Consider the following 12,698-nt stretch of genomic DNA (forward strand, 5'->3'; position numbering starts at 1 on the left):
TGAAACGCGCCCTCCGCCGAGCTGCTCGCAGCTGCCTCCTCATGCTGCCGCTGCTGATCGGTCTGCATGCGACTCATGGGCATGCGCAGCAGCCGTCGCCGACACCGCCTGCCAAGGATGCGGCGGCGCCCGCGAAAGAGCCGGCACCACCCCCTTCGGTCACGATCCTCGGCGCGCGCGATGCGCATGGCGTGCTCGGTCGCGACGTGCGCAGCTCGACCGGCGAGGACATGGGCCACATCGTCGACGTCATCGTCGATCTCACCGGCACGGTGCGCGCCGCGGTGATCGATTTCGGCGGCTTCCTCGGCGTCGGCAGCCGCAAGATCGTGGTCGACTGGACCGCGCTCGATTTCAAGCACATCGCCGAGAAGAGCGACCAGGTCACGCTCGACCTCACCAAGGAGCAGGTGAAGGCCGCGCCCGAATACAAGGAGGACAAGCCCGTCGTCGTGCTCGGCGCGTCCGGCAAGCTGTCACCCTGGGATTTCGATCATTGAGTTGATGCGTGAGATTGCCAGTCCGGCCTGCGCGTGCAGCGGAACGCGGTGGGGATGTTCTGTCCCGTCAGCCTCATGAGTTGAGATGTGAGAGCCATGCCGATTGCACGGCCGTCCAGATCACCTGACCGGGAGCCCGAGCCTGGCGGCGCGGCAGAGGCGGGCGCGCGTCCGGATGCCGGGGAGGATCATGGCCAGACTTCAAGACCAGCGCCGTCGCGGCAGAGCCTGCGCGGGCTGGATTGGTTCATCTTCTTCCTGGCCGACGTGCAGACCGGCTTCGGTCCCTTCATCGCGGTCTATCTGACGACGCAGAAATGGACGCAGGCGCAGATCGGCCTGGTGCTGTCGATCGGCGGCATCGTCGGGCTGATCGGGCAGATGCCGGGCGGCGCGATCATCGATGCGGCCAGATCCGAGCGCCGCGTCGCCGGCCTTGCCATCGCGGCCATCGGCGGCTGCGCGCTGGCCTATGCGGCTTGGCCGATCTTTCCCGTGGTCGCGGCTGCCGCAACGTTGCATGCGGCGGCGAGTTGCGTGCTGGGACCCGCGATCGCGGCGATCAGCCTCGGCCTGGTCGGGCCGCGCGGCATGGCGGAGCGGCTCGGCCGCAATGCGCGGTTCGCGTCGCTCGGCAATGGCGTGGCCGCGGCCGTGATGGGCACCTGCGGCTATCTGCTGTCCAGCCGCGCCGTGTTCCTGGTCACCTTCATTCTCGCCTTTCCGACGCTGATCGCGTTGTCGCGAGTCCGCGAGCGCGAGATCGACGTCGCGCGGGCGCACGGCCGGGCCGATCACGAGGACAAGGAGGTCGCGCGGTTGTCGAATCTGCTCGGCCTGCTGCGTCAGCGCGCGCTGCTCGTCTTCGCGCTCGGCGTGTTCCTGCTGCAACTCGCCAATGCGGCGATGCTGCCGCTGATGGCCGGCGTGGTGACGACGAAATCGAGCGAATGGGCGCCGATGCTGATCGCGTTCTGCATCGTGGTGCCGCAGGCGATCGTGGCGCTGACCTCGCCCTCGGTCGGCGCGGTGGCGCAGCAATGGGGCCGCAGGCCGCTGCTGATGCTGGGGTTTGCCGCGCTCGCGATGCGCGGCGCGCTGTTCGCGGTCGTGCACGATCCCTACGTGCTGGTGGCGGTGCAGATCTTCGACGGCGTCACCGCGGCCGTCTTCGCCGTGATGATTCCACTCACGGTAGCCGACGTCGCCTTCGGCAGCGGGCACTTCAATTTGGCGCAGGGAATTGTCGGGACGGCGTCCGGGATCGGCGGATCGCTGTCCACCGTCGTCGCCGGCTTCGCCAGCGACCGCTACGGCAGCGCCACCGCCTTCATGGGTCTGTCGGGCGTGGCACTGACAGGTCTTCTTCTGATCGCGCTGCTGATGCCCGAGACTGGGCACCGCCGGCGCAGGGCGTGAACGGGCAGGGCGCCTCAGGCGTCCATGCTGCGCAGGCGCTGGCGGTTGCGCAGCACGATCTGGCGGGCACCGGAGAAGCCGAGAACGCCCTGGCTGTGCAACTGCGACAGCGCGCGCGACACGGTCTCCAGGGTCAGGCCGAGATAGTCGCCGATATCGCGGCGGCACATCGGCAGCGCCATCATGCCGGCGACGGCGAGGCGGCGGTCCATCTCGAGCAGGAAGGTGGCGACGCGCTCCATCGCGGTCTTGCGGCCCAGCAGCAGCATGTGGTCCTCGGCATGGCGAAGATCGCCGGCCGTCATGGTCCAGAGCTTGCGGGCGACCGTGACGTCGACGCCTGCGGCCTGTTCGAGGCTGCGGCGTTTCACCAGGCGCACGGTGGTGTCGATGATGGCTTCGGCGGCGAGACGGTGCATGGAGCCGAATTCGAGGCCGAAAACGTCCCCTGGAAGATGGAAGGCGCCGATCTGGCGGCGGCCGTCGGAGAGCAGCTTGTAGCTGCGAACCGCGCCGGAGATCACCTGGTAGACGTACTCGGCCGGCTCATCCTCGCCATAGATCTCCTCGTCCTTCTTGTACGAGAACTCGCTGGCGATCAGCCCGGTGTGGCCGGTGATCTCGGCAAAGGGATTGGCCGCAGGAGAGGGGACGGTGTGGGGAACGTTGGTGCTGACGACCGAATTGATAATCGACTGATTGAGCATGACCATCTCCTTGCGGCGGATGGCGATGTGGTACACGGCGGCTCCCGTTAAGGACATTTCGCGCGATATCTTAAGGGGGGCCCCTTACGTAGATATACGTAGGCCGGCCGGGTCAGGAGACGCGCTGTGCGGTACCCGAATGGTCGTTGGCGATCGCTTTGCGGATCCGCTTCACCAGATTGTCGTCGAGCAGCGGCTTGAGCAGGAAATCCTGGATCCCGACGGCCGCCGCGCGCGCCGCAAGCCTGTCATCGTAATGGCCGGTGATCAGCACCACCGGAGCGGTGGCGCCCTGCTTACGCAACCGTTCAGCGAGCTCGACCCCGTTGATCTCCGGCATCTTGTAGTCGACCACGAAGCAGTCGACGGGCGCGTGGTCGGAGGCCTTGAGCAGCGCGGTGCCGCTGCGAAACGTGCGCACGTCGAAGCCGTCAGCCTCCAGCAGGAAGCGCAGCGAGCCGAGGACGTCAGCATCGTCGTCGGCTACGTAGACCGTAAGTTTTGTGTGAGCCGACATCGCACGTGCCGCGAGAATGTGATGTTGAACCGAGGCACAACATAACACTCGATTCTGTCAAGGTATCTTGATCTAGCTCAATCCTTCAGCGCGCCTGCGCGCATCGCCAGGCGCACCAGCTCGGAGAGGCTGTTCGCTCCCATCTTGGTCATCACGTTGGCCCTGTAGACCTCGATGGTGCGCGGACTGATGTCGTATTCGCGCGCGATCAGCTTGTTGGAGAGCCCGGCCATCAGTCCGTCCATCACCTGCCGCTCCCGGGGGCTCAGGCTGGCGACGCGTGCCAGGACATCCTGCGTGACCGATTCGTTCTTCGCGGCCGGCTCTGCCTGCTGGATCGCCGTTTCGATCATGGCAACCAATCGCTCGTCCTCGAACGGCTTCTCCAGAAAATCGACCGCGCCGAGCTTCATCGCCTCGACCGCGAGCGGCACGTCGCCATGGCCGGTCATCACCAGGATCGGGAAGCTGCTGCCGGCGGCCTTCATGCGCTTGAGCAGCTCGATGCCGTCGATGCCGGGCATCCGCACGTCCGAGACGACGCAGCCGAAAGGGAGCGTCGGCAGTCGGCCGAGGAAGACCTCCGCGTTCTCGAACAGCGTGACGTCGAAGCCTGATGAATCGAGCAGGAAGTTGAGCGAATCCCGCATCGCCTCGTCGTCGTCGATCACATAGACCTTGGCCCGTTCAGCCATCGTGCTCAACCCTGGTCGAGGCCGCCGGCAGGGTGAAGCGGAACGTCGCTCCGCCCGCCTCGTTGTTCTCGGCCCACATGCGCCCCCCGTGGGCCTCGATGATGGACCGGCTGATCGAGAGGCCGACTCCCATTCCAGTGTCCTTGGTGGTGAAGAAGGTCTTGAAGAGGTTGGGCATGACGTCGTCGTGGAATCCCGTTCCGGTATCGGAGACCGAGACCTCGATCAAGTCGTCGCCGAGTCTGCGATTTGTCGCACTGAGCTCGCGGCGGGCGGAATGAGACATCGCCTCGAGCGCATTGCGGAACAGATTGACCAGGACCTGCTGGATCTGGACCCGGTCGGCCAGCACGAGGTCGGCCTCCGGATTGAGCTGGAAGCGCAACTGGACGTTCTGCTCGCGGGCGCCGGAAAGGCCGAGCGCGCCGGCTTCCTCGATCAGCTTCGACAGGCTCTCGACCCGCTTCTCCGATTCGCCGCGCGAGACGAAGTCGCGCAGACGGCGGATGATCTGGCCGGCGCGAATCGCCTGCTCGGCGGCGCGGTCCATCGCGCTCTCGATCTTGGGCGTGTTCGGATCGCCGCTGCCAGCCAGCAGCCGGCGCGAGCCTTTCATGTAATTGCTGATCGCGGCGAGCGGCTGGTTCAGCTCATGCGCCAGCGCCGAGGCCATCTCGCCCATGGCGCTGAGGCGCGACACGTGGACCAGCTCCGACTGCAGTTCGCGCAGCCGCGCCTGGGTCTGCTGATGCTCAGTGAGATCATGGGCGAAGCCGGTGAAATAGGGCTTGCCGCCGGACTGCATCTCGCCGATCGACAGATGCATCGGGAATGTCGTGCCGTCGCGGCGGCGGCCGGTCACGATACGGCCGATGCCGATGATACGGCGCTCGCGGCTGGCGTGGTAGCGGGTGAGGTAGCCGGCATGGCGGGAGCGGTCCGGCTCGGGCATCAATTCACTGACGTCGAGGCCGACCGCCTCCGCCTCGGTGAGGCCGAACATGCGCTCCGCCGCGGAGCTGAAGAACTGGATCGTACCGCTGCCGTCGATCACGATCATCGCGTCCGGCACGGTGTCCAGGATCGAGCGGAAATGCTGCTCGCGCAGCCGCAGCGTCTCCTCCAGCCGCTTCTCCTGGTCGATGTCGAGGGCGATGCCGCGCAGACGGTGCGGTGTGCCGGCCTCGTCGGGGACCACGCCGGCAAGCACGCGAATCCAGTGGCCGCTGCCGGACATCTTGAACGACATGTCGAACCCGGTGCTCTGACGGCGCGAATCCTCGATCGCCGCCTCAACCGGCGCGCGATCCTCGGGCGCCAGCAGCGCCAGGAAGGAGCCGTAGGTCACCGGCTCGTCGGCCGCCACGCCGAACAGCTTCCGCGTCGTCACCGACCAGTAGAACTCGCCCGACGCCAGATCGAGATCCCACGCGCCGAAGCCCAGCGTCCGAGCGTCGTCGGGTCTGGCGGATGCATCCGGGAAGGGTTGGGTGAAGCCGCGCAATTCGAAGCCTTTGATCGATTCGCCGTTGTTCGATTCGCCGTTATCGCCGCAGCCGGGAGGCCGACCACCGCGGTATCCTATACCAGATTGCGCCCCCGCAACCCGGCCCGACTTAAACTTTGGTTCGACAATTCAAGGCTTTCTCCGATCGTGGGCCGGGTTCCAACGGTGTCCTGCCGCCCGTGCTTTACCGCCGCACCTTGATCTATCTCATCACGGCAGGTGATTTCACCTCTAAGAGCTGCATGGAAGCAATGTTTGGAGAGACGGGATGACGTTCGCGACTGTGATGGTGAGCCTTGCGCTCAGTCAGCCGAATGAGGCCCGCCTTCAGGTCGCGGCCGACCTTGCGGCGCGCTTTGACGCGGGCGTCATCGGCGTGGCGGCTGCGGAATTCGCGCCGCCGCTCTACTTCACGACCGGCGAGCAGGCGCAGGATCTGATCGAGCAGGGCGAGGCCGCGCTGCGGAATCGACTGGCCGAGCTCGAACAGCAGTTCCGCACCGCCGTTGGTGACCGGGCTGTGTCGTTGAGCTGGCGCGGCGCTGTGGATTTTCCCGCGCGGCATGTGCTGGCGCAGGCCCGTGCCGCCGACATTCTCGTCACCGGCAGCGTGCCGCCCGGGATGTCCGATGCGTTCGCGGTCGCCAATCCCAAGGATCTCGTCATGCAGGCCGGGCGCCCGCTGCTCGTGGTGCCGGACAACGCCAGTTCGCTCGATCTTGGGACCGTGCTGGTGGCCTGGAAGGAGACATCGGAGGCGCGCCGGGCCCTGACCGATGCCCTGCCGCTGCTCGCCAAGGCGAGCGGCGTCGTGGTCGTCGAGATCCTGGAGACCGCCTCGGAATATGACGACTGCGCAGCGCGTCTTGCGGACGTGGTCGCATGGCTCGGCCGTCACAAGATCGTCGCATCGGCGCGCGTCGCGGAGCCGGGGCAGGGACGGAACGTTGTGGCCACGCTCGACGCCGTCGCTGCCGATCTTTCGGCAGGCCTCGTGGTGGCCGGCGCCTATGGCCATTCCCGGTTCCGCGAACTCGTGCTCGGCGGGGTTACCGAGCATCTGATGACACGCAGTGAGCGTTGCGTTCTGCTGTCGCACTGAAATTCGACCCGCTCCATCCGAGAACAGGATTGCCGCCTTGTACAGATTTCTCGAGGAAACCGCCGGCAACTACATGACGCGCAACGTCACGACCGTGAGCCGGGAGACGACGATCCGCGAGCTCGGCGAGATGTTCGACCGCGACGATTTCAACACCTACCCCGTCGTCGAGAACGACGAGGTGATCGGCATCGTCACCAAGTTCGACGTGCTGAAGTGCTTTGCCTTCACGCCGAATCAGATGCTGCCGCGCTACAGCGACCTGATGAACCGGACGGTCGCCGACGTGATGACGTCCGAGTTCATCTACGTCAGGCCGGATACGAAGCTGACGCGCGTGCTGCAGCTGATGGTCGAGCATCGCATCCGCAGCCTTCCCGTGACCGATGCCGACAACCGCGTGGTCGGGATCGTCGCCCGCGAGGACATCGTGCGAGCGCTGGCGGCTGCCGCCAAGGATTGAGCGCGGCGCGCTGAGTCCGAAGCCTGCTACGAACGTCTAATGACGGCCGGCATGCATTGCTGCATGCCGGCCGTCGCCGTGTCTGCGACCGAAACCGCGTCGTCGTGCAACACTCCGCCTGTTTACCGGCGAACCGGTCGCAAAGTTGATTTCGATCAATTCCACGTGTGAACGATTGTGGTTGCTGGGCTCGTGTTCTTTCAGCGAGATTCCGCATGAGCGCGTCCTCATCCACAAAATCCATGACCATCGGCGAAAGTGGCTTGTCGCTCACTTTTGCCGTCACCGCCTTCCTGTGCGTCTTCGCTGCGGCGAAGGCACTGGATACGGCCTTCGCGTTCCACGCCTCGCTCGCGGCTGCCGCCAGCGCGGCGTCCGTCTTCTTCATCCTCAACCGCTACTTCGAGCGCGGCGAGCTGCCTCCGCAGGAGATCAATGGTCGGCCGAACTACAATCTCGGTCCGATCAAGTTCGCCTCGTTCATGTCGATGTTCTGGGGCATCGCCGGCTTCACGGTCGGCCTCATCATCGCCTCGCAACTGGCCTGGCCCGCGCTGAACTTCGACCTGCCATGGACCAGCTTCGGCCGCCTGCGGCCGCTGCATACCTCGGCGGTGATCTTCGCCTTCGGCGGCAACGTGCTGCTGGCGACGTCGTTCTACGTCGTGCAGCGGACCTGCCGCGTGCGCCTCGCCGGCGATCTCGCGCCCTGGTTCGTGGTGATCGGCTACAACTTCTTCATCCTGATCGCGGGCACGGGCTATCTGCTCGGTGTCACCGAGGGCAAGGAGTACGCAGAGCCCGAATGGTACTCGGATCTTTGGCTGACGATCGTCTGGGTGGTCTACCTGCTGGTCTTCCTGACGACGATCATCAAGCGCAAGGAGCCGCACATCTTCGTGGCGAACTGGTTCTATCTTGCCTTCATCGTCACGATCGCGGTTCTGCACCTCGGCAACAACCCGGCGCTTCCGGTGTCGCTGTTCGGCTCCAAGTCCTACATCGCCTGGGGTGGCGTGCAGGATGCGATGTTCCAGTGGTGGTATGGCCACAACGCGGTCGGCTTCTTCCTGACCGCCGGCTTCCTCGCCATCATGTACTACTTCATCCCGAAGCGGGCGGAACGGCCGGTCTATTCCTACCGGCTGTCGATCATCCACTTCTGGGCGTTGATCTTCCTCTACATCTGGGCCGGCCCGCACCATCTGCACTATACGGCGCTGCCGGACTGGACGCAGACCCTGGGCATGACCTTCTCGATCATGCTGTGGATGCCCTCCTGGGGCGGCATGATCAACGGCCTGATGACCCTGTCGGGAGCGTGGGACAAGCTGCGGACGGACCCCGTGCTGCGCATGCTGGTCGTCTCGGTCGCCTTCTACGGCATGTCGACCTTCGAAGGTCCGATGATGTCGATCAAGGTGGTCAACTCGCTCAGCCATTACACCGACTGGACCATCGGTCACGTGCACTCCGGTGCGCTCGGCTGGGTCGGCTTCGTCTCCTTCGGCGCGCTGTACTGCCTGGTGCCGTGGATCTGGAACCGCAAGGGTCTCTATAGCCTCAAGCTCGTGAACTGGCACTTCTGGACGGCCACGCTGGGCATCGTGCTCTACATCTCCGCGATGTGGGTCTCGGGCATCCTGCAGGGTCTGATGTGGCGGTCCTACACGGCGCTCGGCTTCCTCGAATACTCGTTCATCGAGACCGTCGAGGCGATGCACCCCTTCTACATCATCCGTGCCGCTGGTGGCGCACTGTTCCTGATCGGCTCACTCATCATGGCCTACAATCTCTGGATGACGGTCCGTGTCGGTGAGGAAGAAGTTCAGTCGCCCGTCGCCCTTCAGCCGGCGGAGTGAGGTATCAACCATGTCTTTCTGGCAACGACACCAAGTCTTCGAGAAAAACTCGATCATCCTGGTCATCGGCATCCTGCTGGTGATCGCGATCGGCGGCCTCGTCGAGATCACTCCGCTCTTCTACCTGAAGAGCACGATCGAGGCGGTCGACGGCGTGCGTCCCTATACGCCGCTCGAGCTGGCCGGCCGCAACATCTACGTCCGCGAGGGCTGCTATCTCTGCCATTCGCAGATGGTTCGTCCGCTGCGCGACGAAGTGGAACGCTACGGCCACTTCTCGCTCGCCGCGGAGAGCATGTACGACCATCCGTTCCAGTGGGGCTCCAAGCGTACGGGTCCTGACCTCGCCCGCGTCGGCAACAAGTACTCCGACGACTGGCATGTCACCCACCTGACCAACCCGCGCGCCATCGTCCCGCAATCGATCATGCCCGGCTATCCCTTCCTGAAGGAGACCGAGCTGAACGCCGACAACGTCGCCGATCACCTGAAGACGCTGCGGGCGGTGGGTGTGCCCTACACCGACGACCAGATCGCCAACGCCGCCACCGACCTCAAGGCGCAGGTCGATCCGGACGGTGCCGGTGCCGAGGCGCTCACCAAACGCTATCCGAAGGCGGTGGTGCGCAACTTCGACGGCAAGGCGGGTGCTCCGACCGAGATGGATGCGCTGGTTGCGTACCTGCAAATGCTCGGCACCTTGGTCGACTTCAAGATCTACAACGAAAAAGCCAATCTGCGCTGAGATCAGAGGCGAACATCATGAAGCCCATCATTGCAGTCGAAAACATCGCGTCGTCACTCGTGACGACGCTGTGGACCCCGATCTTCGTCGCGATCTTCATCGCGATCGTGACCTATGCCCTCTGGCCTCGCAACAAGGCCGCTTTCGACGAGGCGGCGAGCATGCCGTTGCGGGAGGATTAATTCATCATGGCTGACCATACCGAAGTCGACAGTGTCTCCGGCACCCCCACCACCGGCCACGCCTGGGACGGCATCAAGGAGCTCAACACCCCGCTGCCGCGGTGGTGGGTGATCACCTTCTACATCACCATCGTCTGGGCGATCGGCTACTGGATCGTGTATCCGGCCTGGCCGACCATCTCCAGCAACACTCAGGGCCTGTTCGGCTACTCGTCCCGTGCGGACGTGGCGGTCGAGCTTGCCAATCTCGAGAAGATCCGCGGCGCCAAGATGGCGGCGCTCGCGACCGCCTCGCTCGCCGACATCGAGAAGGATCCGGCGATGCTGGCCCTGGCGCGTGCCAAGGGCAAGACCGTGTTCGGCGACAACTGCGCCGCCTGCCACGGGACCGGCGCGGCCGGCGCCAAGGGCTTCCCGAACCTGAACGACGACGACTGGCTGTGGGGCGGCTCGCTGGAGCAGATCCAGCAGACCCTGCTGTACGGCGTGCGCTCGGGTCACCCGAAGACGCGTGAGGGCCAGATGCTCGCCTTCGGCAAGGACGGTGTCCTGAAGCCGGCGGAGATCGTCACGGTCGCCAACTACGTTCGGGAGCTGGCGGGCCTGCCGACCCGGCCGGGTTATGACGCCAAGGCCGGCGCCAAGGTCTTCGCCGAAAACTGCGCGGCCTGCCATGGCGACAACGCCAAGGGCAATCCGGACCTCGGGGCGCCGAACCTGACCGACAAGATCTGGCTCTACGGTTCCGACGAGGTGACCCTAATCGAGACCATCACCAACGGTCGCGCCGGTGTCATGCCGGCCTGGGAGGGCCGTCTCGACCCGACCACGATCAAGGCGATGGCCGTCTACGTCCACTCGCTGGGCGGAGGAAAGTAACGGAAATCCAACGGAACCTTTCCTTCAATTGAGCTGGATCAACTGCGCGGCCGGAGGTGGGAATACCTTCGGCCGCAACTGCGAGAAGATCCCCCAGCCATGACCCGCCAGCCATGAACCAGACGGTAAGACCGGACGACCTGAAGCCTCAGGACCTGCAGCCGGTGGACGATTACGGTCCGCTCTATGCCGCGCACAAGAAGGTCTATCCACAGAGCGTCTCAGGAACCTTCCGCCGGATCAAATGGGGCCTGATGGGCTTCTGTCTCGGTGTCTATTATTTCCTGCCGTTCGTGCGCTGGAATCGCGGCTTCGGCGCCCCCGACCAGGCGGTGCTGATCGACTTCCCGAACCACCGCTTCTATTTCTTCTTCATCGAGCTATGGCCGCAGGAGGTGTACTACTTCACCGGCCTCCTGATCATCGCCGCCATCGGCCTGTTCCTGATGAACGCGATCGGCGGCCGCATCTGGTGCGGCTATCTGTGCCCACAGACAGTGTGGACCGACCTGTTCTACGCGGTGGAGCGCCTGATCGAGGGCGACCGCCGCGAGCGCATGAAGAAGGATGCCTCCAGCGACCCGATGAAACTGGAGCGGATCTCGGAGCTCGTGCTCAAGCATTCGATCTGGCTGATGATCGCGTGGTGGACCGGCGGCGCCTGGGTGCTGTATTTCAGCGATGCGCCGACGCTCGTGAAGGATCTCATCACCTTCCAGGGGCCGATGCTCGCCTATGTCTGGATCGCGATCCTGACCGCGACGACCTATACGCTCGCCGGCTTCATGCGCGAGCAGGTCTGCGTGTATATGTGCCCGTGGCCGCGCATCCAGGCGGCACTGACCGATGAATGGGCGCTCAACGTCACCTACCGCTACGACCGCGGCGAGAGTCGCATGTCGGTCAAGAAGGCCGCCGAATTGCGCGCGCTCGGCCAGCCGGCCGGCGACTGCATCGATTGCAAGCAATGCGTGGCGGTGTGCCCGACCGGCATCGACATCCGCGACGGCGCCCAGATGGACTGCATCCAGTGCGGCCTCTGTATCGACGCCTGCGACACCGTCATGACCAAGATCGGCCGCCCGACGCGGCTGATCGGCTATGACAACGACATCAACATCCATCGCCGGCAGGAAGGCAAGCCGCCGATCTACAAGCTCGTGCGCCCGCGGACCATCGTCTATGCCGCGATCATCGCCGCGGTCGGCGGCGCCATGGCCTACAAGCTCGCGACCCGGTCGCTGCTCGAGGTCAACGTGCTGCACGATCGCAATCCGATTGCGATCAAGCTGTCCGACGGCTCGATCCGCAATGCCTATACGGTGCGCGTCCTCAACAAGCACGGCTTCGATCGCGTCATCGCCATCGACATCGAGGGTCCCGTCAATTCGACCGTTCACGTCGTCGGCGCCGACTCCGTCACGCCGGATCGACCGACGATCGTGGTCGGCCGCGACCAGACCGAGGAGCTGCGCCTCCTGGTGACCGCGCCCGAGGAGAGCAATCCTGCGAAGTCCATCCCGGTGAAGTTCCACGTGACGGATATCGGTCTTGGCGTCGTCGCCTCCGCCACCGACAATTTCGTCAGCCCGTAAGCAAGGAGCCTGTCAATGGCCAGCCGTTCCAATCCTTCTTTCCAGCTGACCGGAGGCATGGTGCTCGCGATGCTCCTTGCCTTCTTCGGGACCGTGATCGGCGTCAACGTCTACATGATGAAGATGGCGATCTCGACCTTGCCGGGCACCGAGGTCGACAGCGCCTACAGCGCCAGCCTCGGCTACGAAAAGGAGATCGCGGCGGCGCGCGCCCAGGAGGCGCGGCGCTGGCAGGTCGAGGCGCATATCGAGCGTGGCGCCGGAGGCGCCGCCATTCTGCAGGTCAACGCGCGCGACGCGAGCGGCAATCCCGTCTCGGGCCTGACCTTCCAGGGTCGGCTCGAGCGTCCCGCCGACAAGCGCGCGGATCAGGAGGTCGCGCTCGCCGAGGTCGGCATCGGCATCTATCGCGGCACGGCGGAGGCGATCGCGCCGGGCCAGTGGGACCTCGTGCTCGAAGGCGATTCCAGCGGCCGACGCCTGTTCATGTCGAAGAACCGCGTGCTGCTGAACTGAAGGGATTTC

Annotated in this window: 14 protein-coding genes; 10 read left to right on the top strand and 4 right to left on the bottom strand. The window is 64.9% G+C overall.

What is annotated here, in order from left to right:
• Positions 1 to 41: 41 nt before the first annotated feature.
• The gene (locus QW868_RS20435) at positions 42 to 500 is read left to right on the top strand and encodes a PRC-barrel domain-containing protein (protein WP_315737142.1); all 459 of its coding nucleotides are present in this window, start codon (positions 42 to 44) and stop codon (positions 498 to 500) included.
• 96 nt (positions 501 to 596) lie between these two features.
• Entirely contained in the window at positions 597 to 1,919 is a 1,323-nt protein-coding gene (locus QW868_RS20440; protein ID WP_316231337.1) for an MFS transporter, read from the top strand.
• Positions 1,920 to 1,933: 14 nt separating this feature from the next.
• Here QW868_RS20440 and QW868_RS20445 read toward each other — a convergent pair whose 3' ends face one another.
• The 4 genes from QW868_RS20445 to fixL form a co-directional block, all read right to left on the bottom strand.
• Positions 1,934 to 2,626, bottom strand: a complete 693-nt coding sequence (locus QW868_RS20445) for a helix-turn-helix domain-containing protein (protein ID WP_315737706.1) — start codon at positions 2,624 to 2,626, stop codon at positions 1,934 to 1,936.
• A gap of 112 nt (positions 2,627 to 2,738) precedes the next feature.
• On the bottom strand, positions 2,739 to 3,143 hold the full coding sequence (locus QW868_RS20450; RefSeq protein WP_315737144.1) for a response regulator: 405 nt from the start codon (positions 3,141 to 3,143) through the stop codon (positions 2,739 to 2,741).
• 77 nt (positions 3,144 to 3,220) lie between these two features.
• Entirely contained in the window at positions 3,221 to 3,838 is a 618-nt protein-coding gene (gene fixJ, locus QW868_RS20455; RefSeq protein WP_315772439.1) for a response regulator FixJ, read from the bottom strand.
• Positions 3,831 to 5,342 (bottom strand): sensor protein FixL, encoded by a 1,512-nt coding sequence (fixL, locus tag QW868_RS20460; protein WP_409998883.1) that lies wholly within the window; start codon positions 5,340 to 5,342, stop codon positions 3,831 to 3,833. Before fixL ends, fixJ begins: the two co-directional genes overlap by 8 nt.
• Positions 5,343 to 5,613: 271 nt before the next feature.
• On the opposite strand from fixL, the gene QW868_RS20465 reads away from it, so the two are divergent.
• The 8 genes from QW868_RS20465 (at position 5,614) to QW868_RS20500 (ending at position 12,689) form a co-directional block, all read left to right on the top strand.
• Complete coding sequence (locus QW868_RS20465) at positions 5,614 to 6,447, top strand: universal stress protein (protein ID WP_316231338.1); 834 nt, start codon at positions 5,614 to 5,616, stop codon at positions 6,445 to 6,447.
• A 37-nt stretch (positions 6,448 to 6,484) separates the two neighbouring features.
• Entirely contained in the window at positions 6,485 to 6,910 is a 426-nt protein-coding gene (locus QW868_RS20470; protein ID WP_315737147.1) for an HPP family protein, read from the top strand.
• Positions 6,911 to 7,125: 215 nt separating this feature from the next.
• Positions 7,126 to 8,772 (top strand): cytochrome-c oxidase, cbb3-type subunit I, encoded by a 1,647-nt coding sequence (gene ccoN / locus QW868_RS20475; RefSeq protein ID WP_315737148.1) that lies wholly within the window; start codon positions 7,126 to 7,128, stop codon positions 8,770 to 8,772.
• Positions 8,773 to 8,782: 10 nt separating this feature from the next.
• Entirely contained in the window at positions 8,783 to 9,517 is a 735-nt protein-coding gene (ccoO, locus tag QW868_RS20480; protein ID WP_315737149.1) for a cytochrome-c oxidase, cbb3-type subunit II, read from the top strand.
• 17 nt (positions 9,518 to 9,534) lie between these two features.
• Positions 9,535 to 9,699, top strand: coding sequence for a cbb3-type cytochrome c oxidase subunit 3 (locus QW868_RS20485; RefSeq protein ID WP_315715702.1), 165 nt, complete (start codon positions 9,535 to 9,537; stop codon positions 9,697 to 9,699).
• 6 nt (positions 9,700 to 9,705) lie between these two features.
• Entirely contained in the window at positions 9,706 to 10,578 is an 873-nt protein-coding gene (gene ccoP / locus QW868_RS20490; RefSeq protein WP_315737150.1) for a cytochrome-c oxidase, cbb3-type subunit III, read from the top strand.
• Positions 10,579 to 10,691: 113 nt separating this feature from the next.
• Positions 10,692 to 12,173: a cytochrome c oxidase accessory protein CcoG gene (gene ccoG, locus QW868_RS20495; RefSeq protein WP_316231339.1), complete on the top strand. Its 1,482-nt coding sequence runs from the start codon at positions 10,692 to 10,694 to the stop codon at positions 12,171 to 12,173.
• A gap of 15 nt (positions 12,174 to 12,188) precedes the next feature.
• On the top strand, positions 12,189 to 12,689 hold the full coding sequence (locus tag QW868_RS20500) for a FixH family protein (protein WP_315737152.1): 501 nt from the start codon (positions 12,189 to 12,191) through the stop codon (positions 12,687 to 12,689).
• The last annotated feature ends 9 nt before the right edge of the window (positions 12,690 to 12,698 follow it).

The sequence above is a fragment of the Bradyrhizobium sp. SZCCHNR1051 genome, from assembly GCF_032489615.1.
Taxonomy (GTDB): domain Bacteria; phylum Pseudomonadota; class Alphaproteobacteria; order Rhizobiales; family Xanthobacteraceae; genus Bradyrhizobium.